Origin of the sequence: Novosphingobium album (ex Liu et al. 2023) (assembly GCF_029076845.1) — a bacterium.
In the GTDB taxonomy this organism is placed as follows: Bacteria; Pseudomonadota; Alphaproteobacteria; order Sphingomonadales; family Sphingomonadaceae; genus Novosphingobium.
In genome coordinates this window covers 109300-130001 of sequence record NZ_JARESE010000044.1, presented here as the reverse complement: position 1 = coordinate 130001, position 20702 = coordinate 109300, and the positions used below count along the sequence as shown (strand labels likewise).

17 protein-coding genes and 1 tRNA gene are annotated in these 20702 nt (G+C 67.2%); 8 read left to right on the top strand and 10 right to left on the bottom strand.

Annotation, left to right across the window (positions count from 1 at the left end):
* Nucleotides 1–123 precede the first annotated feature (123 nt).
* Entirely contained in the window at nucleotides 124–2025 is a 1902-nt protein-coding gene (gene sppA, locus PYV00_RS13285) for a signal peptide peptidase SppA (RefSeq protein WP_275228748.1), read from the top strand.
* Here the strand turns inward: sppA and PYV00_RS13280 are convergent.
* Nucleotides 2012–2185, bottom strand: coding sequence for a hypothetical protein (locus PYV00_RS13280; RefSeq protein WP_275228747.1), 174 nt, complete (start codon nucleotides 2183–2185; stop codon nucleotides 2012–2014). The genes sppA and PYV00_RS13280 overlap by 14 nt on opposite strands.
* A gap of 125 nt (nucleotides 2186–2310) precedes the next feature.
* Between PYV00_RS13280 and PYV00_RS13275 the strand changes: the two genes are divergently transcribed.
* A tRNA-Leu gene (locus tag PYV00_RS13275) sits at nucleotides 2311–2395 on the top strand.
* Between the two features lie 58 nt (nucleotides 2396–2453).
* Entirely contained in the window at nucleotides 2454–4034 is a 1581-nt protein-coding gene (gene tig / locus PYV00_RS13270) for a trigger factor (protein ID WP_275228843.1), read from the top strand.
* 67 nt (nucleotides 4035–4101) lie between these two features.
* Here the strand turns inward: tig and PYV00_RS13265 are convergent, their stop codons facing one another.
* A complete protein-coding gene (locus tag PYV00_RS13265) occupies nucleotides 4102–5631 on the bottom strand; it encodes a hypothetical protein (protein ID WP_275228746.1) in 1530 nt (509 codons plus the stop codon).
* Nucleotides 5632–5851: 220 nt separating this feature from the next.
* On the opposite strand from PYV00_RS13265, the gene clpP reads away from it, so the two are divergent.
* Both clpP and clpX read left to right on the top strand, forming a co-directional pair.
* On the top strand, nucleotides 5852–6541 hold the full coding sequence (clpP, locus tag PYV00_RS13260) for an ATP-dependent Clp endopeptidase proteolytic subunit ClpP (protein WP_275228745.1): 690 nt from the start codon (nucleotides 5852–5854) through the stop codon (nucleotides 6539–6541).
* A 111-nt stretch (nucleotides 6542–6652) separates the two neighbouring features.
* Nucleotides 6653–7915, top strand: a complete 1263-nt coding sequence (gene clpX / locus PYV00_RS13255; RefSeq protein WP_275228744.1) for an ATP-dependent Clp protease ATP-binding subunit ClpX — start codon at nucleotides 6653–6655, stop codon at nucleotides 7913–7915.
* Nucleotides 7916–8014: 99 nt separating this feature from the next.
* On the opposite strand, the gene PYV00_RS13250 is transcribed toward clpX, so the two are convergent.
* On the bottom strand, nucleotides 8015–8632 hold the full coding sequence (locus tag PYV00_RS13250) for a nuclear transport factor 2 family protein (protein ID WP_275228743.1): 618 nt from the start codon (nucleotides 8630–8632) through the stop codon (nucleotides 8015–8017).
* Between the two features lie 152 nt (nucleotides 8633–8784).
* On the opposite strand from PYV00_RS13250, the gene PYV00_RS13245 reads away from it, so the two are divergent.
* The gene (locus PYV00_RS13245; RefSeq protein ID WP_275228742.1) at nucleotides 8785–9642 is read left to right on the top strand and encodes a VOC family protein; all 858 of its coding nucleotides are present in this window, start codon (nucleotides 8785–8787) and stop codon (nucleotides 9640–9642) included.
* A gap of 157 nt (nucleotides 9643–9799) precedes the next feature.
* On the opposite strand, the gene PYV00_RS13240 is transcribed toward PYV00_RS13245, so the two are convergent.
* The gene (locus PYV00_RS13240; RefSeq protein WP_275228741.1) at nucleotides 9800–10726 is read right to left on the bottom strand and encodes a cation diffusion facilitator family transporter; all 927 of its coding nucleotides are present in this window, start codon (nucleotides 10724–10726) and stop codon (nucleotides 9800–9802) included.
* Nucleotides 10727–10881: 155 nt separating this feature from the next.
* The gene (locus PYV00_RS13235) at nucleotides 10882–11061 is read right to left on the bottom strand and encodes a hypothetical protein (protein WP_275228740.1); all 180 of its coding nucleotides are present in this window, start codon (nucleotides 11059–11061) and stop codon (nucleotides 10882–10884) included.
* A gap of 27 nt (nucleotides 11062–11088) precedes the next feature.
* On the opposite strand from PYV00_RS13235, the gene PYV00_RS13230 reads away from it, so the two are divergent.
* Together PYV00_RS13230 and PYV00_RS13225 are read left to right on the top strand one after the other, a co-directional pair.
* Complete coding sequence (locus tag PYV00_RS13230) at nucleotides 11089–13623, top strand: TonB-dependent receptor (protein ID WP_275228739.1); 2535 nt, start codon at nucleotides 11089–11091, stop codon at nucleotides 13621–13623.
* A 196-nt stretch (nucleotides 13624–13819) separates the two neighbouring features.
* Nucleotides 13820–14428 (top strand): carboxymuconolactone decarboxylase family protein, encoded by a 609-nt coding sequence (locus PYV00_RS13225; RefSeq protein ID WP_275228738.1) that lies wholly within the window; start codon nucleotides 13820–13822, stop codon nucleotides 14426–14428.
* Nucleotides 14429–14476: 48 nt separating this feature from the next.
* Here the strand turns inward: PYV00_RS13225 and mtgA are convergent, their stop codons facing one another.
* From mtgA to rpoH, 5 genes are all read right to left on the bottom strand, one after another.
* On the bottom strand, nucleotides 14477–15142 hold the full coding sequence (gene mtgA / locus PYV00_RS13220; RefSeq protein ID WP_275228842.1) for a monofunctional biosynthetic peptidoglycan transglycosylase: 666 nt from the start codon (nucleotides 15140–15142) through the stop codon (nucleotides 14477–14479).
* A gap of 58 nt (nucleotides 15143–15200) precedes the next feature.
* Nucleotides 15201–16604, bottom strand: coding sequence for a PepSY-associated TM helix domain-containing protein (locus PYV00_RS13215; RefSeq protein ID WP_275228737.1), 1404 nt, complete (start codon nucleotides 16602–16604; stop codon nucleotides 15201–15203).
* Nucleotides 16601–18928, bottom strand: a complete 2328-nt coding sequence (locus PYV00_RS13210) for a TonB-dependent receptor (RefSeq protein ID WP_275228736.1) — start codon at nucleotides 18926–18928, stop codon at nucleotides 16601–16603. Before PYV00_RS13210 ends, PYV00_RS13215 begins: the two co-directional genes overlap by 4 nt.
* Nucleotides 18929–19026: 98 nt before the next feature.
* On the bottom strand, nucleotides 19027–19446 hold the full coding sequence (locus PYV00_RS13205; protein WP_275228735.1) for a DUF2946 family protein: 420 nt from the start codon (nucleotides 19444–19446) through the stop codon (nucleotides 19027–19029).
* A gap of 350 nt (nucleotides 19447–19796) precedes the next feature.
* Nucleotides 19797–20702, bottom strand: coding sequence for an RNA polymerase sigma factor RpoH (gene rpoH / locus PYV00_RS13200; RefSeq protein WP_275228734.1), 906 nt, complete (start codon nucleotides 20700–20702; stop codon nucleotides 19797–19799).

Below are 20702 nucleotides of genomic sequence, written 5' to 3'. Positions count from 1 at the left end.
TGAAGACAGCGCCTTACGGGAGCGGGCGGCCGCGCTCAAGCCAATTCCGGCGTCATGGCCGCCGCGCTTCCCAAGCCATGCCGCCTGCGGCTAGAAGCAAGGGCCTGGAAGGCAGGTGATGGCATGGAATTCGCGCGCAAGGTCTGGAAGCTTCTGGTCGCGGTGAAGGACGGGCTGGCGCTGCTGCTGCTGCTGGTGTTCTTCGGCGGGCTTTACGCAGTGCTCGCGGCGCGGCCGGCGCCGGGCCGGGTGCAGGAAGGGGCGCTGCTGCTCGATCTTGACGGGGTGATCGTGGAAGAGCCCAGCCATGTCGATCCGATCGGCCTGCTGCTGTCCGCCCGGGCGCCCACGCGTGAGTTCCGCTCGCGCGATATCGAGCGCGCGCTGCGCGCCGCCGCGAAGGACAAGCGGATCAAGGTAGTGGTGCTGGACCTGTCGCGCTTCCTGGGCGGGGGCTATGTCAACCTGCACGATATCGGCAAGGCGCTCGACGCGGTGCGCGCCTCGGGCAAGCCGATCCTGACCTTCGCCAATGCCTATGCCGACGATTCGGTACTGCTGGCCGCCCATGCTAGCGAGGCCTGGCTCGATCCGATGGGCGGGGCCTTCGTCACCGGGCCCGGCGGCAATGGCCTCTATTTCGCCAAGCTGTTCGAAAAGCTGAAGATCGACGCGCATATCTACCGCGTCGGCACGTTCAAGAGCGCGGTCGAGCCCTATATGCTCGAAGGGCCTTCGCCAGCCGCGCGCGAGGCTTACGAATCGATCTATGGCGCGCTGTTCGCGGCCTGGAAGGCCGATGTCGCCAAGGCGCGGCCCAAGGCCAACCTCGCGCTTGTCACCACCGATCCGGTCAGCTGGCTGAAGGCATCGGGCGGCGACATGGCCGCAGCGGCGAAAGCGGCCGGGCTGGTCGACCGGATCGGCAGCAAGACCGAATTCGGCGAACGCGTCGCCCAGCTGGCCGGTGACGATCCGCTTGACGCCACGCGCGGCAAGTTCGCCCACACCCCGTTCGACACCTGGATCGCGGCCCACCCCGAACAGCAGGACGGCGACGCGATCGGCGTCGTCACGATCGCCGGCGAGATCGTCGATGGCGATGCCGGGCCGGGCAGCGCGGGCGGAGACCGGATCGCGCAAGTGCTTGACGCGGCGCTGGACCAGGATCTCAAGGCGCTGGTGGTGCGCATCGATTCCCCCGGCGGATCGACCATGGCGTCGGAACGGATCCGCCGCGCGCTGGCCGAATTTCGCGAACGCAAGATCCCGGTGGTGGTCTCGATGGGCAATCTGGCCGCGAGCGGGGGCTACTGGGTCGCGACGCCCGGCCAGCGGATCTTCGCCGATCCGGGCACGATCACCGGCTCGATCGGCGTCTTCGCGGTGCTCACCAGCTTCGAGCGCACGCTGGCCGATCTCGGCGTGACCGGCGGCGGGGTGAAGACCACGCCGCTTTCGGGCCAGCCGGACCTGTTTACCGGGCTTGCCCCGGAAGTGTCGGGAGTCATCCAGGCCTCGGTCGAGAACACTTATGGCAAGTTCCTGGGCCTGGTGGGGCAGGCGCGCGGCAAGACGGCCGGGCAGGTCGATGCGGTGGCGCAGGGGCGGCCCTGGGCGGGCAGCGACGCCCGGCGGCTGGGGCTGGTCGACGAATTCGGCGATCTCGATGCCGCGCTGGCCTATGCGGCACGAGCGGCCAAGCTGGGCAACGGCAAGTGGCACGCGGCGTTTCTGGGCGAGGAGACCGACCCCTTCAGCCAGTTCCTGGCCGGGCTGAGCCGGCGCGAGGCCGGCGGCGAGGCGAGCGCGGGCGGCGGCGATATCGCCGCGCTGTTCGCCCGGCGGCAGCAGGATCTGCTGGAACAGGCGATCGGGCAGGCGCAGGCGCTCGTCGCGGTCCGGGGGGTGCAGGCCTATTGCCTGGAATGCCCCCGGATCGAACGGGCCGCAACACCGCCGCCGGCCGTGCCGGCATCGCTGCTCGGCCGGCTGGCGGTGCTGGCGGGGGTCACGGCAAGGTAGGCATTTCGTCCGGCCCGACATCGGGCTGATCGAAATCGGGCGGCATTTCAGGGTCTTCGTCAGGCGGGAAGGGCTCACCCGGCTCGGGCGCCTGCGGCGGCACTTCGGGAGGGGATTGCGGTTCGTCCTGGTCGGGCGGGGGAGTGGGTGGAGTTGCCATCGGGCGCGCCTTTCATGTTGCCGCAAGGCAACGTGGGCATGGCTCGGCCCGCGCGCAAGCCGCGGCGCTTGCCCTTTTCGCCCTGTGCTTATAAGGGCACGTCCCTTGAGATTCAGGCTTTGTCCGCGGGCGTGGCGGAACTGGTAGACGCGCTGGATTTAGGTTCCAGTATCGCAAGATGTGGGGGTTCGAGTCCCTTCGCCCGCACCAGTTCGCTTCCCGAGAACGACAAGGCACAAACGGAAGAATGCAGGAAGGCTTCTTGAACATGCAGATCGTCGAAACCAGCAATGAGGGCCTGAAGCGCGCCTACACGGTGACCATCCCGGCCAAGGAAATCACCGCGCGGATCGAAGGCGAAGTCCAGCGGCTGGCGCCGCAGGTGCGTATGCCCGGCTTCCGCCCCGGCAAGGTGCCCGCCAACCTGATCCGCAAGATGCATGGCGATTCGCTGCATCAGGACGCGCTCAACACGACGATCCGCGAGGCGATGGACCAGCTGGTCAGCGAAAAGGCGCTGCGCCCGGCGATGCAGCCGCAAGTCGCGCTGGGCGAGGGCTATGAGCAAGGCAAGGACGCCGAGCTTTCGGTGAGCCTGGAAATCCTGCCCCGGATCGAGGCGCCTTCGCTCGAAGGGCTGAAGCTTGAAAAGCTGGTGGTCCCGGTCAAGGACGAGCAGGTCGACGAGGCGGTGGAACGCATCGCCAGCCAGCAGAAGAGCTATGAGACCGTCGAACGCGCCGCGCAGACCGACGATCAGGTGCTGTGCGACTTCGTCGGCAAGCTCGACGGGGTGGAATTCGATGGCGGCAAGGCCGAGAACCAGGCGATCGTGATCGGTTCGGGCCGCCTCATCCCCGGCTTCGAGGAGCAGCTCGTCGGCGCCACGGCGGGCGAGCAGCGCACCATCACCGTCACTTTCCCCGAGGATTATCCGGCCGCCGAGCTGGCGGGCAAGGAAACCACGTTCGACATCACCGTCCATGAAGTGAAGGCGCCGGTCGAAACCACGATCGACGAGGATTTCGCCAAGCAGCTCGGCTTGGAAAGCCTTGAGCAGCTGCGCACCCTGCTGCGCGGCCAGCTTGAGCAGGAAACCGCCGGCCTCACTCGCACCCAGATGAAGCGCGCGCTGCTCGACCAGCTTGCCGCCGGCCACGATTTCGAGGTTCCGCCCTCGATGGTCGATGCCGAGTTCGAGCAGATCTGGGCGCAGCTCACCCACGAAGCCAGCCACGAGGACGATGCCGCGGCCGCGCTCAAGGAAATCGAGGACGAGAAGGACGATTACCGCAAGATCGCCGAGCGCCGCGTGCGGCTGGGCCTGCTGCTGTCGGAAATCGGCCAGGCCAACGGCGTGGACGTGACCGCGCAGGAAATGTCGATGCTGCTTTCGCAGGCCGCGCAGCAGTATCGCCCCGAGGATCGCCAGCGCTTCGTCGAATACGTGCGCAACGATCCGATGGCCGCCGCCCAGCTGCGCGCGCCGCTGTATGAGGACAAGGTCGTCGATTTCCTGATCGAGCAGGCCGAAGTGACCGAACGCGAAGTGAGCCGCGAGGAGCTTCAGGCCGCGATCGAGGCCGATAGCGACGAAATCCGCTCCGAAGCCAAGCCGGCCAAGGACGAAGAGCCCGCCGAGGCCGAAGCGGTGACGCAAGCCGACACCCCGGCCGAGACGGAAGCCGCCGCCGAGGCCGAAGAGGCCGGCGACAAGGCGCCCGCCAAGAAGCCCGCCGCGAAGAAGGCCGCCGCCAAGGCCGCCGACGGTGAGGAAAAGGCCCCCGCCAAGAAGGCTCCGGCCAAGAAGGCCCCGGCCAAGAAAGCCACCGCCAAGTCCGAAGGCTGAGGGCGCTCGCCCTCGGCATAGGCCCCGGCCGGCGCCGTTTCGGCGGCGGTGCCGCTTGCCCCGCGCTTCAGGGTGCGGGGGAAAGCGGCCGGTCGGATGCGACCCAGCCGTCGCCGATGCGATAGAGCGTGATCGCATCGAGCGCGAAGCCCCGGTTGCGCAGGTGCGCCAGGATCGCGGCTTCGTCGAAACGGTGCCGGGTATCGTGCTCGGCCCAGAACAGCGTCGGGCAGCGGGCCGAGATCCGGCGCGAACCGTCCCGCTCGATGCGGAAGCCCAGGCGGCGGGCCACGCTGCGATAGGCATAAGGCGCGACCAGCCGGTTGTCCGCCGGCGACATCGCCATCACGTCCGCGTTCCAGAAGCCGTCGGTGTGGACGGCGGTATCCGCGCACCGCGCCGCCTCGCGCGCGATCAGGCGCCCGGTGCCGAGCCAGCTGTTGCGCGCCACGGTCCGTTCGGCATTGCCGGCCAGCGCGTAGAGCGTCCAGGCCAGGCCCGCCAGCAGCAGCACTTGCGCCGCGCGGGCGGGCAGCGCCACCAGCGCCCGCCCGAAGCCGAGCGCGACCCCGGCCGCGACGGTGGCGGTAAGGGCGGACAGGTATTTCTCGATCAGGATCGGGCGCAGCAGGTGGATCGCGATCAGCCCCGCCACGGCGATCGCCACGCCGGTGGCCAGCAGCAGCAGCGCGCCGAGTTCGCCGGGCAACGTCCGGCTCCGCACGGCTTCGCGGGCCAGCAGCCCGCACCCGGCGAGCGCGGCCAGCAGGACGACCGGGTTCGCCCCGATCGTGCGCTGCACCGCGTATTCGATGGCATATCGGGCGGAATCGAAGCCGGGGGCGAGCCAGAAGACGCGGGTATTGGCCTCCCACATCGGATACTGGATGGCGCTCACCACCAGGAACAGCGCCGCGCTGGCCAGCGCCGGCACCAGCAGCGCGCGCAGCTGCGGCCAGTCCTTGCGCCAGGCGGCACCGGCGAGGAACGCGAGGACGAGCGCCCCGGCGATGATCGTGGTGATGATATGCGTGTTGAACGCGAAGAACAGCGCCCCCCAGTATGCCGCGCGCCGCCCGCGCGAACCCGGCGTACCTTCGATCCACAAGGCCGCGAGCGAGAGCGCGAGCACCGCGCCCGCGCATTGCGAAAGGAAATAGGATCGCAGGTCGCTCCCCGCCCACACCGTCCAGGGATTGGCGGCCAGCAGCAGCGCCAGTCCGCCAGCGGCCGGCAACAGCCGGGGCGCGTCGCGCACGACAAGGCCGCCGCCCGCCAGCGCCAGCGCCGCGAAGGCAAGGTTCAGCAGCCGGCGCGTCTCGATCTCGCCCAGCCAGGCGCTGGCGCGCGCCAGGATGTAGAACAGCGGCGGGTGATTGTCGGCCAGCCAGCTTTCGCGCAGCTGGCGCAGCCAGCTCTGGCCGCCACGCGTCACATAGTCGGTATAGAACTCGTCGTACCAGGGGCCGCGATGCAGGTCCGTCCAGACGAGCGCGACCGCGAGGGCGAGCAGCGCCAGCGCGATCATCGCGCCGATCGCCCCGTCGATCCCGCGAGGGCCGGGGCCGCCGCGCGTCATCTCCGGCATCGTGGGCATTGCATCCTGGGCATCGCCTCGCATTGTGTCGGACCAGGTATCGGACCAGGCCGGTGCCTACGCGTCGTGCGCCCCGGCGCAACCGGCGCGCGCGGATTGCCCTGCGCTGGCACAGCCGGGCGGGCTTTCGTTTAAACCGTCCACACGGATGAAGGGTTAAAGCTCTTGAACATCGGCGGGTGGCACGCGACATAGGCGGGCCAGACACAAGAGGACCTTCATGATCGATCTGTTCGGCCATTCCGGCGCAAGCGTTTTTGGAACCCAGGGCAAGTTCACCGCCGATCCCGTCACCGGCGCGCTGGTGCCGATGGTCGTCGAGCAGACCAGCCGGGGCGAACGCAGCTTCGACATCTTCTCGCGCCTGCTGCGCGAACGCATCGTCTTCGTGACGGGCGAGGTGGAGGATCACATGGCCTCGCTGATCGTGGCCCAGCTCCTGTTCCTCGAATCCGAGAACCCGTCGAAGGACATCTCGATGTACATCAATTCGCCGGGCGGCGTGGTGACGGCGGGTCTGGCGATCCACGACACCATGCAGTATATCCGCCCGCGCGTTTCGACCGTGTGCATCGGCCAGGCCGCCTCGATGGGCAGCTTCCTGCTCGCGTCGGGTGAACCGGGGATGCGCATCGCGCTGCCCAACGCGCGGATCATGGTGCACCAGCCTTCGGGCGGCGCGCGCGGCATGGCGGCCGACATCGAGATCCAGGCGCGCGAGATCCTGCGGATGCGCAAGCGGCTCAACGATCTCTACGTGAAGTACACTGGCAAGAGCCTTGACGAGGTGGAAAAGGCGATGGATCGCGATACCTTCCTCGAAGCGGAAGAAGCGCTTGCCTTCGGCCTTGTCGACAAGGTCTTCGAAAGCCGGCCCGATGCCGAAAAGCAATCGGATGGCAAGGATTAACGGATAGGCGGCTCAAAGCTTGCGTAAGCATTTGTCGGTCAGGATTGATAAACAGGCCCTACGCAGAGTAAGAACGGCGAGTCGCCTCACCCCAGGGGCCCGATACAGAGAATGACCAAATTGAGCGGATCTGACGCAAAAAGCACCCTTTACTGCAGTTTCTGCGGCAAGTCGCAGCACGAAGTGCGCAAGCTGATCGCTGGCCCCACCGTCTTCATCTGCGACGAATGTGTCGAGCTGTGCAACGACATCATCCGTGAGGAAACCAAGGCCGGCATCGCCGGCAAGAAGGACGGCGGCGTCCCTTCCCCGCGCGAGATCTGCGAGACGCTGAACGATTACGTGATCGGCCAGGACCGCGCCAAGCGCGTGCTCTCGGTGGCGGTGCATAACCACTACAAGCGCCTGAAGCACAGCGGCAAGGCCGGCGATGTCGAGCTGTCGAAATCGAACATCCTGCTGGTCGGGCCGACCGGCTCGGGCAAGACGCTGCTCGCGCAGACGCTGGCCAAGACGTTCGACGTGCCGTTCACCATGGCGGACGCGACCACGCTGACCGAGGCGGGCTATGTCGGGGAGGATGTGGAGAACATCATCCTCAAGCTGTTGCAGGCGTCGGACTACAACGTCGAGAAGGCGCAGCACGGCATCGTCTATATCGACGAGATCGACAAGATCAGCCGCAAGGCCGAGAATCCCTCGATCACGCGCGACGTTTCGGGCGAGGGCGTGCAGCAGGCGCTGCTCAAGCTGATGGAAGGCACCACCGCCAGCGTTCCCCCGCAGGGTGGCCGCAAGCACCCGCAGCAGGAATTCCTGCAAGTGGACACGACCAACATCCTGTTCATCTGCGGCGGCGCTTTCGCGGGCCTGGAAAAGATCATCGCGGACCGCCTGCAGAAGCGTTCGATCGGCTTCGGCGCGCATGTCGCCGATCCCGACAAACGCCGCGTGGGCGAACTGCTCCAGAAGGCCGAGCCCGAGGATCTGCTGAAGTTCGGCCTGATCCCCGAATTCGTCGGCCGCCTGCCGGTGATCGCCACGCTGGAGGATCTGGATATCGCCGCGCTGGTGAAGATCCTCAAGGAACCGAAGAACGCGCTGGTCAAGCAATACGCCAAGCTGTTCGAACTGGAGGACGTCGAGCTGTCGTTCACCGACGATGCGCTGGAAGCGATCGCCCAGAAGGCGATCGAACGCAAGACCGGCGCGCGCGGGCTGCGCTCGATCGTCGAAGGGCTGCTGCTCGACACCATGTTCGACTTGCCGACCGAAGGCGACATCGCCGAAGTGGTGGTGGACAAGGACGTGGTCGATGGCCGCAAGGAGCCGGTGCGCGTGCTCAAGGGCGACAAGGCCGAAGAAGCGGCCTGACCGGGGCCGCGCACGCGCCAGCGGACAAAGCGAATGCATCGAAGGCCGCCCGCTCGCAAGCGGGCGGCCTTTTTGCCGTGATGGGGTTGCCTGGGGGGCTTACTGACCTTCGGGGCCGCCGGGAGGAGGGCCCATCGGCCCGTCGCCCGGCCCGCCACCGGGGCCATTGCCGCCGCGGCCCCGGCCGCCCATGCCACGGCCCATCGGCATGGGATCGCCCTTCTTCAGCGTGCGCATGACCTGGCCGTCGCGCGACATGCTCATTTCCTCGGCCTCGATCGACTTGAGCTGCCAGCCCTTGTCGCCGCGCACCCAGGTATCGTGCGAGAGGCGCGACATGGCAAACGCGTGGACTTGCCCGTCGCGCCCTTCGCGTGAGCCGCTGGTCGCCTCGCGCACCATGACCTGGGCGGTGCCGCCGTCTTCCTGCACCGATTCGATCGAGACGGTGGCCTTGCGTTCCGGGTCGACCGGGATCATCGACAGGCGGTCGATCATGTCGTCGGCGGTCTGCTTCTGGCCGTCGAGCGCGATGTCGGTGAAATCGGGGGTGAGCAGGGGCTTGATCTTGTCCGGCTCGCGCGTGTCGAGCGCGGCCTTGAGCTCGGTATAGCGCGCCTCGAGATCGGCCTTGGTATCGGCCCAGGCAAGCGACGGCAGCGCGGCGCCGGCCATGGCCAGCGCGAGGAGGATTTTTCGACTGGAATTGTGGGTCATGGACTGTGGTCCTCGGGTTCCTCCTTCCCCGCCATGAGTGGTAGCAGCAACCGCCGGCACCGCAATGGCGATCTTCACGCGCCGCCGCGTCTCGCCGCTTGGCAGGCGGGCCCCCCGCGTCCAGACTTTGGCGAAAGGCTCAGGAGAGAGGCATGACCACGCGCGTTCCCGTTTCCCGGATCATCCACACGATCCACGCCACCACCGATATCTACAAGTGCCGCCTGCTCTACCAGGACGCGCTGGGCGGGCTGGTCTTTTCCGAGAACTATTTCCCCGCCGAAGACCGCGACGCGGCGCTGCTCTATGTCGCAGATCACATGGTCGAGCCGATGGCGCCGCGCACGCCCGACGACATGACGAAGCCCTATGCCCGCATGGCGGCCAGGATCGGCCAGGCATTCCACTCGTTCGAGATCAAGGTGGCGGACGGCGCGGCGGCGAGCCAGGCCTTCCGCGATGCCGGCTGCCGCGTGGCGAGCGATTATGGCGTGTTCTTCTTCGTCCGGCCCGAATCGACCGGTGGCGTGCTGCTCGAAGTCTGCGAGCTGGCGATGCCCAACGATCCCTATGACCGGCCCAACTGGGGCCCCAGGGTGGGTGTGGGGCACGCCTGCGCGGTCGAATCGCTCGATCACATCGCCTGCGTCACCGGCGACATGGCGGCGGCGCTGCGCTTCTTCACCGAACTGGTCGATGGCCGGGTGCTGGAAGATGCGCCCATCACCTTGCCGCAACCGGGCCGCCGCGTGCTGATCGAACTGGGCGGCACGCGAGTCGCGTTCATCCAGCCCGACGATCCCGGCTCGGGCCCGCTCGGCGCGTTCCTCGCCAGCGAGCAGAACGGCATCTACGCGCTGGTGTGGGCCGTGGCCGATGCCGAAGGGGCCAGGGCGCACTTCGCCGGCAAGCTGGAACTGCGGCTGACCCTGGACGGCTGCGTTTCGCCGGGCTTCGCGATCGAACCCGCCGATTTCCTCGGCGCGCGCCACGAGTTCGTCGCGGGGTAAGGGGGGATTGTCGGGAAATGCGCGGAAGAGCGCATTTCATGGCGGCACCAGCCCGCCCCCCACCCGGCCTCCCATCAAGTATACTTCCGTGGGAGGCCGGGTGGGGGCGCGGGCTGGTGCCGTCCTGCGCCGATAGCCGCATCGCCCGACAAAATCCCTAGACCACGGCCTCGCTGGCCAGCGCGCAATCGGCGTCCAGCATGGTTTCGATCTGGATCGTCGGATGGCCGATGCCGAAGCGGTGGTGCATCTCGTGGGCCAGATCGTGCAGGAAGCGGTCACCGGGCAGGCCGCCGGGCATCACGAGATGCGCGGTGAGCGCCGACTCGGTGGTGCTCATCGGCCAGACATGGAGATCGTGCACCCGCTCGACCCCGGGCAGCGCTTCGAGGAAGCGGCGCACTTCGCCCAGCGCGATGCCCTCGGGCACACCCAGCATCCCCATGTGCAGCGAGTCGCGCAGCAACCCCCAGCTTGACCAGGCGATCACCGCGGTGATGATCAGCGAAGTGGCCGGATCGATCAGTTCGGCCCCGGTCACCAGGATCAGCAGCCCGGCCAGCACCACGCCGGCCGAAACCGCCGCATCCGCCATCAGGTGGACGAAAGCGGCGCGCAAGTTGAGGTCGGACTGGCTGCCGCTGGCGAAGAGCAGCGCGGACAGCGCGTTCACCGCGATGCCGATTGCCGCGACCACGATCATCGTCATCCCCGCCACTGGCGCCGGATCGCCGAAGCGGCGGATCGTCTCCACCAGGATCGCGCCGATGGCCACCCACAGCAATGCCGCATTGGCGATGGCGGCCAGGATCGAGGAACTCTTCAGGCCATAAGTGAAGCGCTCCGAAGGCGGGCGCGCGGCCAGCACGTTTGCCGCCCAGGCCAGCAGCAGCGACAGCACGTCCGACATATTGTGCCCGGCATCGGCCAGCAGCGCCATCGACCCGCTGAAAAAGCCCGCCGCCACTTCGGCCGCGACGAAGCCGAGATTGAGCGCGACCGCCAGCGCGAAGGCCTTCCCATGCCCCGCCTGACCGGCCGGCGCGTGGTGGTGATGGTGGTGATGATCGTGACCGGCACTCATGGAAAGCAGCCGTTCGCACATGCGGGAGCCGGGTAGCAAGCTACATGGTAACATTACAGTCTGAAGTCCATGCATCCACAATTTGGCGCCCGGCGGGGAAATGATCCGTTGTCGTGACATTTTTGCCGCACATAATTTGCGCTTTTTCCGATACATCATACTGATAAAAAATGATAATATCGATCAGTATCACGTTTTGGCGGGAGCGCGGCAAAAAAACCGCATCGCAGGGTTTTGATTCGAGTCCCGACTGTCAGGATATTGTCATAAGGCGCTGCTCTTAGCGGCTGCAGCAAAGCTTGCGGCGGGATATCCTTTCGCACCACAACAACCATGTTCGGCACAACCCAGGGGGCCAAACCATGAAATTGCAATCGGTTCTGACAACTGCGACCAGCACGCTCGCGGTCGGCATCGCATTTCTTTCCGCGCCGGTTTTCGCGCAATCGACCGGCTCGGTCGACTTCGAGAACTCGGAAATCGTCGTCACCGGCGTGGTCTCGCGCGATGTCGCGGGCGTCCGGCTGCCCGATACGCCCAAGGCCAAGCAGGTCCTGACGCAGGAAGTGATCTCGTCGCAGGCCCCAGGCCAGACGATCAACGACATCATCAACCTGGTTCCGGGCGTCAGCTTCCAGAACAACGATCCGTTCGGTTCGGCTGGCGGCACGCTGACCATCCGCGGTTTCGATGACGGCCGCATCTCGCAGACGTTCGACGGCGTTCCGCTGAACGACACCGGCAACTACGCGCTCTACACCAACCAGCAGCTCGATCCCGAGCTGATCGAGCAGGTGAACGTCAACCTCGGCACTACCGACGTCGACTCGCCGACGGCCGCGGCCACGGGTTCGACCGTCAACTACCGCACGCGCAATCCCAGCGAGGAATTCGGCGCGCGCCTGCTCGGCTCGGTCGGTGACTTCAACTATTTCCGCATGTTCGGCGAGCTTGATACCGGCGTGTTCACGCCCTGGGGCACGCGAGCCTTCTTTGCCGCCAGCAAGGCGGACAACGATACGATCTACGGCGGCATCGGCAAGATCGACAAGCAGCAGTACAACGCCAAGATCTATCAGCCGATTGGCGATAACGGCGATTTCATCTCGATCGCCGGCCACTTCAACAAGAACCGCAACAACTTCTTCGGCTCGGTGCCGCTGCGCCTTGATCCCAGCCGCGTCGTCGGCGGCGCGTCGTCGAACCGCTTCCCGATGACCAAGGACGAGCGTTTCTACAAGGTCGCGCGCTGCCAGATCCCGGCCGGCGTCTCGGGCGTGAAGGATGCGGCCAGCGGCTGCGGCTCGGACTTCGAATATCGCTACAACCCGTCGGACACGGGCAATATCCGCGTCAATTCGAAGTTCACCTTGTCCGACAAGCTGACGCTGACCGTCGATCCGAGCTTCCAGTACGTGAAGGCCAACGGCGGCGGCTCGGTCGTGGCGCAGGAATACGGCTACACCCAGACGGCCAATGCCACGCGCGGCGCGATCACCACGCCGATCGCCGGCTACATCGGCGGTTCGCCCTACTTCAACGGCGTCGACCTCAACGGTGACGGTGACAAGCTCGATCAGGTCCGCATTCTCGCGCCCAGCCAGACGCAGACCTACCGCATCGGCGTGATCGCTTCGCTGCGTTACGATCTGGACGAACACAACCGCGTCCGTATCGCCTATTCGTACGATCGCGGCCGGCACAAGCAGACGGGCGAAACCGGCCTGCTGCAGCCGAACGGCTTCGGCGCAAGTCCGTTCCCGGTCGACAATCCGCTGGTCGACGTCAACGGCAATGTCCTGCAGAAGCGTGACCGCCTGTCCTACGCGATCCTGCACCAGGTCTCGGGCGAATACAGCGGCGACCTGATGAACGACACGCTGCACGTCAATATCGGCCTGCGCGCACCGTTCTTCCGCCGCAACCTGACGAACAACTGCCTTGCCACCTCGAATTCGGGCTTCGTCGACTGCTTTACCGAGGATACCGCCTCGCAGACGGTCTACGCCACGGCCAACCCGACCTACAAGGCGCCGCAGAACCGTGTGTTCGATTACAACAAGATCCTGCCGAGCGCCGGTTTCGTCTATGACGTGACCGATACGACGGGCCTGTTCGTGAACTACTCGAAGGGCATCCAGGTGCCCGGCACCGACAACCTCTACCAGTCGTTCTGGTTCCCGCTGGACGATCCGTCGGCCAGCCCGGGGCCGGAAACCACCGACAACTTCGACTTCGGCCTGCGCTATTCGACCGGCATCGTCCAGGCCCAGCTTTCCGGCTGGTGGACGATCTACCACAATCGTCTCGCCTCGTCGTATGACCGTGACCTCGACGTCACGATCTACCGCAACCTGGGTCGCGTCGATAAGTACGGCATCGACGGCAGCGTCGCCGTCCGCCCGATCCCGCAGCTTTCGATCTACGCTTTCGGTTCGTACCTCAAGTCGAAGATCAAGGAAGATATCGAGATCGGCAAGGACGGGCAGGGCAACGCGATCCTCGCCGCCACCAAGGGCAAGCGCGAAGCGGGCGCTCCGGTCTACACCCTGGGCGTGCGCGTCAACGGCGAGCTTGGTCCGGTCGAACTGGGGGTCCAGGCCAAGCGCACCGGCCCGCGCTATGTGAACGACCAGAACCTGCCGATCGTCGCCAGCGGCGTGCAGGTCTATGGCAAGCGTACGCCGGCCTATACGCTGGTCGATCTCGACGCGCGCGTGAAGCTTGACTTCATCGGCCTTGGCGACAAGACGTTCTTGCAGCTCAACGTCATCAACGTGTTCGACAAGCTCTATGTCGGCGGTTTCGACGGTGCCGGCACTTCGACCAGCAGCGTCCCGAACGCCCAGATCGGCGCGCCGCGCACGTTCATCGGTTCGATCAGCTTCGGCTTCTGATCGATCCTTCAGGGTTGAAAAAATGCGAGGGGGAGGAAGCGCGGGCTTCCTCCCCCTTTCGCTTGCGCGCGGTTCGCGCGCGGGCAACGCGGGAGCGGATTCTCGCGGGAAATCCCTTGCGGTGCCAGCCCGCCCGCCCATAGGCTTGGCCCCGGGACAACGCCGCAGGGGCGCGAACCAGAGGGAGAAGGCGGCGATGGCCGAGGATACGCACGCGCGCATGGCCGAGATCGTGGGCGCGCCGCCGCGCGTGGAGCCGCTGGGCGAGGACCGGCTTGATGACCGGCATCGCGACGCGATCGAGACCTTGCGGATCATCTATGGCTACCCGGAGGGCATTCCGCTGTCACAGTTCTTCGGCGTGCTGGCGCACAGCCCGGATTTCTTCGCCGGGTTCATGAGCCTGGGCGTGGCCGCCACCGCCTCCAGCGCGCTGCCGCCGCGCACGCGCGAGTTGGCGATCCTGCGCACCGGCTGGCTATGCGGCGCGCCTTACCAGTGGGGCGAGCATGTGCGCGCGGCCAAGGACGCGGGGCTTACCTCCGAGGAGATCGAGCGGGTGACGCTGGGCTCGGCCGCCGAGGGCTGGAACGAGGAGGACCGGGCCGTGCTGCTCGCGGCCGAGGAACTGCACGCGCGCGCGATGGTGGGCGAAGCGAACTGGGCACGGCTTTCCGCCCGGTTCGATGCGCGCCAGCTGATCGAGCTGCTGCTGATCGTCGGCCATTATCACATGACCGCCTTTGTCCAGAATACGCTGCGTACCCCGCTCAGCGATCACAATCCGGGGCTCTCCGCGCGCTGAACCCCATCCGGGCAGCCGGCACCGTCATGTTATCAGGCGGGCGGCCTTTCAATCATAGATGCAGGCGTCCAGCCCATCACGCCGCACCGCGCCGATGCGCGCGGCGATGGTGTTGCCATAGCGGCGCGTGAAGCCGCGCGGGTTGCTGACGCCGCGCTTCTTGGGGCTGGGCAGGGCGGCGGCCATGCGCGCGGCCTCGGTCCGCGAAAGCTTCGCCGCCGACTTGTCGAAATAGCGCTGTGCCCCGGCCTCGACGCCGTAGGTGCCGATGCCGGTTTCGGCGACGTTGAGGTAGACTTCCATGATCCGCCGCTTGTCCCACAGCGTTTCGATCAGGAAGGTGAACCACACTTCCAGCCCCTTGCGCAGATAGCGGGTCCAGCCTTCGCCTTGCCAGAGGAACACGTTCTTGGCGGTCTGCTGGCTGATGGTCGATCCGCCGCGCAGGCGGCCGCCGCGCGCGTTGCGTTCCAGCGCCTGCTCGATCGCTTCCTGGTCAAAGCCGTTGTGGCTGCAGAACTTGCCATCCTCGGCGGCGATCGCGGCCGAAACCATGTTCCGGTCTATCCGCGAAAGCGGCGTCCAGTCCTTGGTGATGCCGTTGGCGTCCAGCAGCATCGTCAGGGTCAGTGGCGGCGGGACGAAGCGGTAGAGCAGCGTCAGCCCCACGCTGATCGCCACGAACCAGACAATCCCTTTCACCACCCATCGCATGAATCGCATTTCGCCCCCGCCGTTGGACCGATCCCGTTTCTAGTCGAAGGCGATGGCCTCACGCCAGCGGGGAAACGCGCGGAGGGCGCCAGCCCATCCAGCGCGCCAGCGGTGGCGCGAGCCGCGAGCCCAGCGCTTCGGCCAGCACCGCGATGGCCAGCGTCACCCCGAACAGCGGCATCGCCAGCGCCAGCAGCAGCACCAGCCCGACCAATGCCCGGCTATGCCGCAAGGGTGCCAGCGCGGATGGGGCGCCCAGCATCCCCTGTGGCCGGCGGCGCCACCACAGCACCATGCTCGACACGCACAGCGTGACGAGCCCCAGCAGCACGGCAAGATTGACGAGCTGGTTGGCCAGGCCCCACCAGGCGCCTTCGTGGATCGCCACGCCATAGCCCACCGCGCGGTCGATCCAGTGGCGCTGGCCGAAGCGCTCGATGCCGATCAGCGTGCCATCGGCGGCGATCTCGGCACTGTCGCGCAGCGGGCGGTTCTCGGCCTGGCTGCGCACCTGCCATGGCGCGCCCGGGCCCGTGGGCGGGCTGACCTCGACCGGGGCGGCAAAGCGCAGCGCCGTGGCGCGGCTCACCACCGCATCGAGCGCGGCCGGGGCGGGCCTCTCGTGCGCCATCGCCATGCCGCCATGCTCGGCATGGTCCGCCATCATCGCGCGCATTCCGGCATCGGCCCGGGCCCGCTCGCGCGCGTCGGCGGCGGAACCGGCGGACCAGTCCTGCCGGCCGGCGACGGCGCCTGTCACCACGCGCACGTGCCGCAGGTAATCGCCCCAGCTTTTCGCCCAGGGCAGGCCCGAGGCGATCAGGAACAGCGCGCCCAGCGTCACCCACAGCCCGGTCACGGCGTGCAGATCGCGCCAGAACAGGCGCCGCCCGCCGGTCAGGCGCGGCCAGAGCACGCCGCCCAGCCTGCCGCCCGTCTGGCGCGGCCACCACAGGAACAGCCCGGTCAGCAGCATCACGATCGTCCAGCAGGCCGCCGCCTCGACCACCGCCGAGCCCTTGTCACCCGCCAGCAGCTCGCCATGCAGGCGGAAGACGACGCGCATCAGCCGGTCTTCCTCGGGCACCTGGTGCAGCACCGCGCCGGTTCGCGGGTGGATCCAGACACGCACCTCCCTCGCGCCCTTGCCGACCAGCACTTGCACCGCGTCGCCGGGCGCTTCGGGCAGCACGTATTTGTGCAGCACCGATCCCGGCACGGCGGCGACCGCGCGTGCGGCGATCGTTTCGGGGGGCAGCATCGCCGTGCCCGGTGCCGCCACGCCGCGATAGGGCGCGTAAAGCAGGCTCTCGACCTGCGGCTTGAACAGATAGAGCCCGCCCGTGACCGAGAGCCACAGGACGAACGGCACGCAGACCAGCCCGGCATAGAAATGCCAGCGCCACACCGCGCGATACCAACTTTCGCGGCGCGGCCCCACCGCGCTTGCCGCGCCGCTCACAGCCTCCACCCCGCTTCGAGCAGGAAGCTGCGCTGCGGATAGGGGTGATAGACCCAGGCGCGATTGTTGGTGATGTTATCCACTCCCGCGCTCAGGCGCAGCCGGTCGGTCACGGCCCAGTTCACCTTGGCATCGAGCGCGAACAGTTCCGAGGTATAGCCGAACGTGTCGCCGCGCTGCAGCCCGAACAGGTCGGTGTTCGGGCGGCTGGCATAGCGCATCCCGATCGCGACGAGCACGGGCTCGCTCACGCGATACCGCAAGTTCGCATTGAGGCGCCAGCGCGGAATGCGCGGGAACTGCACGCCTTGCGCCGCCGGCGCGCTGGCGTTGCGCACGGTGATCGAATCGATCCAGGCGGCGTTGGCGTCAAGGTCAAGGCCGGGCAGGCCCAGGTCACGGGCTTCGGCGATCAGCTCGATGCCATATTGCCGCGTGACGTCGATGTTCTTGAAGCTGGCAGTGGTCACGCCGTTCTGGTTGAATCCGGTGAAGGCGAAGATCGTGTTGCGCACGCGTTGCCAGAAGGCCGATCCGGTGAGCTTCACCGGGCCGAAATCGCGCGCCAGCAGCAGGTTGGCATCGGTCGATCGTTCGGGCTTCAGGTTCGGGTCGAAGCTGTCGGGATTGAAGCTGCCATCGCCATTGAGGCTGCCCTGATAAAGCTCGCCCACGGTGGGAAAGCGCGTCGCTTTGGCAAGGCTGAGCTGAAGCAGGGTCGCGGGCGCGATCGCCCATTCGGCGGAGAGCTTGGGCTGGAAAGCGGTGGCGCGCCGCGTCGCATAGCGGGCCTGGACCGGCCGGCCGCCCGTGCCGATCCGGCCGATGCCGCCGTCGAAGGCGCGCCAGTCCTCGAAGCGGGCGCCCAGCGTCAGCGTGACCGGATCGAGCGGTACGCGCGCCTCGGCCCAGACCGCCAGATCGCGCGTCTTGCCATAGGTGCGCGAGGCGAAGGCCTTGCCGGCATCGCGGCGCCAGTTGGCGAGCGTGTAGTTGATGAGGTCGGTGCGGTAGAGATTGGCGCTGCCGCCCGCCGACAGCGCCACGCCGGGAAGATCGGCCGCGAGCATGATCTCGCCGGTATACCACGCGGTCGGCCCCTGGCGCGCCAGCGTGCCGGCGCCATCCGCTTGCCCCGCCGCGTAGCTGGCCGAGGTGAAGCCGTCCGATCGCAGGATCTGGTAAGTCGAAAGGTTCGCCTCGGCGCGCGCCGTGTCCGAGAGCGGGGCGGCGAGCCTGATGCCGGCCAGCAGTTCGTCGCGCACGGTGCGCGACCATTTCGCGCCGCTGGCGGTATAAGTGCCGCCTGGCGTCGTCACGCGGCCCTCGCACACCCGCTGGCCGGCAGTGTCGCGCAAATAGCAGTCGGGCGCGGTCTGGCTGTCGCGATTGTGCCAATAGGCCACCAGCGCTTCACCGATCACGCCAGAGGCGCCGTCATAGCCGAGGCGCAGCTTGGCCTGGTCCTGCGTGATCGCGGCCGGGCTTTGCGCGGCGAAGATGGGGCTGGCGGCAAGGCCGGGGGCATTGGCGATCGCCTGTCCGGGATCGACCAGCGCGCCGGTGACGGGCGTGCCCGGCGCGGGGCCGCTCGCGGGTGTCAGGCCATAGAAGCTCATCGGCTGCCCGTCGTTGCGGAAATGGCGGCCTGACAGGCGCAGTGACCAGGGCCCCTCCCGCTGGCGCAGGCCGAAGCCGGCTTCGGCGGAGTAGCCCCGGTAGGTCTCGTGCGTGCCGAACTGATCGTAAGTCTCGGCCAGCCCCTGCACGGTGGCGAAAGCCTCGGCGCGATCGGGTGAGCGGGTGGTGATGTTGACGATGCCGCCCATCGAATTGCCCGAATAGCGCGCCGCGTAAGGGCCGTAGACCACATCGAACTGGCGCACCTCGCCCGGCCCGACCACGCCCCACTTGGGCGAGAAATTGAACGAGTTGCCCAGGAAGTTGGACACGGTGAAGCCGTCCACCATCACCAGCGTGCGCGCGCTCTGGGTGGAATGGGTGCCGCGAAAGCCGGGCACGCCGTTGGAATCGCCAGCGTAGCGCTTGCGCACGAAGAAGTCGGGCGCGTACTTCATCAGATCCTCGACATTCTGCGCGTTGATGCCGGCAAACTGCTCGTCGCCAAGGCTGACCGAAAGGCCGCGCGGCTCGATGCTGATCGGCGCGTCGCGCTGGCCGACGACGAGGATGTCGACGGCCTTGCGCTCGCTGTCGGCCGAAGCCGCGCTCTCGGCATGGGCGGGCGGGGAAACGAGGGTGAAAATGGGGGCGGCGGCAAGGGCAAGCGGTGCCGCGCCGGGCGCGAGCATGGTCCTGAACATGGGATATTCACCTGATCGGCACGGCCGCCCGCGCGGGAGCCGGGCGGCGTGCATATGCGTCGGGCCGTGGCGCGGGGGCGCACGGCGTGGCGGTAGGATCAGGCGGTGAGCGGGGGGCCGCGCAGCGGCGGGCGAAGCTGGGCGCCGCTGCGCGGCAGGACCAGCGGGTGCCGGAAGATCGCGGCGACGAAGACGAACAGGATCGCGGCGAGCAGCAGGGCCGGATCGGCCGAGGCCAGCGCGGGGCCCGAAAGCGGCGCGAAGGCGCAGGGATGATCGGTCGCCTGCTGCGGGTCGCCGCCGTGCTGGCCATCGTGCGCGCCGTTGTCGGGCCGGGTCGGGATCGTGATAGTCATCCCGCCCGCCCCCGCGGACGAACATAGCGCGACCGTGACCGTGCCGCTTTGCACCACCGGCATGAAGCCGGCCGGCACCAGCACCTTCAGAAGCAGCGCGCCGGCCACCAGACAGGCGGCGAGGGCGGGATGGCGTCCCAGAAGGCGGCGAATCGCGTGCACGCCGGGGCCATAGCCCGCGCCGGCGGCAACGTCACCCGTGGCGGGAGCGGCTTATGACGGGGGCGAAAGGAAGGGCGATTGTATTGCTTGTCCCCGAGAGGATGCTTTGCCCTCGCCCATTCCTCCCCTTGCCGGGGAGGTGGCAGCGCGCAGCGCTGACGGAGGGGTATGACCGCCAGCGTGGATACACCCTTCCACCACCGCTTCGCGGCGGTTCCCCTCCCCCGGCCGGGGGAGGGTTTGCCAGCCGGCATGGCCGGGTTTGCAATCGGGATAATCGCCAAAAGAAAAGCCGGGCCATCCTCGCGGACGGCCCGGCTTTGCGGTTCAGGTGCCTTGGGGCGGAGGGATCAGAGCGCCGGCAGCAGCTTCTTGTCGGTGGCGATGCGGTTCATCGCCTTTTGCAGCTTCTCGAAAGCGCGTACCTCGATCTGGCGGACGCGTTCGCGGCTGACGTGGTAGACCTGGCTCAGTTCTTCCAGCGTCTTCGGGTCTTCGGTCAGCCGGCGTTCGGTCAGGATGTCGCGCTCCCGCTCGTTGAGGCTGTCCATCGCCTCCACCAGCAGTTCGTGGCGCACGGTGGCCTCTTCGGCGTCGGCCACGGTTTCGTCCTGCAGCGGGCGGTCATCGGCAAGGATGTCCATCCACTGGCCTTCGCCTTCCTCGCGCAGCGAGACGTTGAGCGAGGCATCGCCGCCCATCATCATCCGCCGGTTCATGTTGACCACCTCGGTCTCCGACACGCCCAGCGTGGTCGCGATCTTGGCGACGTCTTCCGGGTGCAGGTCGGTATCCTCGTAGGCGTCGAGGCTCTTCTTCATGCGGCGCAGGTTGAAGAACAGCTTCTTCTGCGCGGCCGTGGTGCCCATCTTGACCAGGCTCCACGAGCGCAGGATGTATTCCTGGATCGAGGCCTTGATCCACCACATCGCATAAGTCGCGAGGCGGAAGCCCCTTTCCGGCTCGAACTTCTTCACGCCCTGCATCAGGCCGATATTGCCTTCGGAAATCAGTTCCGAAACCGGCAGGCCATAGCCGCGATAGCCCATCGCGATCTTCGCGACGAGACGCAGATGGCTCGTCACCAGCTGCGCGGCGGCCTGCGGATCCTCATGCTCCCGGTAGCGCTTGGCGAGCATGTATTCCTGCTCAGGCGCAAGCACCGGGAACTTCTTGATCTCGGAGAGGTAGCGGTTGAGGCTCTGCTCTCCGCCGAGAGCAGGCACCGCGGGGAGGTTGCGTTCCTTGTTGCTCAC

Excerpts from the sequence above, each read along its gene's own strand:
- sppA (WP_275228748.1), top strand. The coding sequence starts at position 124 with ATGGAATTCGCGCGCAAGGTCTGGAAGCTTCTGGTCGCGGTGAAGGAC.
- PYV00_RS13280 (WP_275228747.1), bottom strand. The coding sequence starts at position 2,185 with ATGGCAACTCCACCCACTCCCCCGCCCGACCAGGACGAACCGCAATCC.
- tig (WP_275228843.1), top strand. The coding sequence starts at position 2,454 with ATGCAGATCGTCGAAACCAGCAATGAGGGCCTGAAGCGCGCCTACACG.
- PYV00_RS13265 (WP_275228746.1), bottom strand. The coding sequence starts at position 5,631 with ATGCCCACGATGCCGGAGATGACGCGCGGCGGCCCCGGCCCTCGCGGG.
- clpP (WP_275228745.1), top strand. The coding sequence starts at position 5,852 with ATGATCGATCTGTTCGGCCATTCCGGCGCAAGCGTTTTTGGAACCCAG.
- clpX (WP_275228744.1), top strand. The coding sequence starts at position 6,653 with ATGACCAAATTGAGCGGATCTGACGCAAAAAGCACCCTTTACTGCAGT.
- PYV00_RS13250 (WP_275228743.1), bottom strand. The coding sequence starts at position 8,632 with ATGACCCACAATTCCAGTCGAAAAATCCTCCTCGCGCTGGCCATGGCC.
- PYV00_RS13245 (WP_275228742.1), top strand. The coding sequence starts at position 8,785 with ATGACCACGCGCGTTCCCGTTTCCCGGATCATCCACACGATCCACGCC.
- PYV00_RS13240 (WP_275228741.1), bottom strand. The coding sequence starts at position 10,726 with ATGAGTGCCGGTCACGATCATCACCACCATCACCACCACGCGCCGGCC.
- PYV00_RS13235 (WP_275228740.1), bottom strand. The coding sequence starts at position 11,061 with ATGGTTGTTGTGGTGCGAAAGGATATCCCGCCGCAAGCTTTGCTGCAG.
- PYV00_RS13230 (WP_275228739.1), top strand. The coding sequence starts at position 11,089 with ATGAAATTGCAATCGGTTCTGACAACTGCGACCAGCACGCTCGCGGTC.
- PYV00_RS13225 (WP_275228738.1), top strand. The coding sequence starts at position 13,820 with ATGGCCGAGGATACGCACGCGCGCATGGCCGAGATCGTGGGCGCGCCG.
- mtgA (WP_275228842.1), bottom strand. The coding sequence starts at position 15,142 with ATGCGATGGGTGGTGAAAGGGATTGTCTGGTTCGTGGCGATCAGCGTG.
- PYV00_RS13210 (WP_275228736.1), bottom strand. The coding sequence starts at position 18,928 with ATGTTCAGGACCATGCTCGCGCCCGGCGCGGCACCGCTTGCCCTTGCC.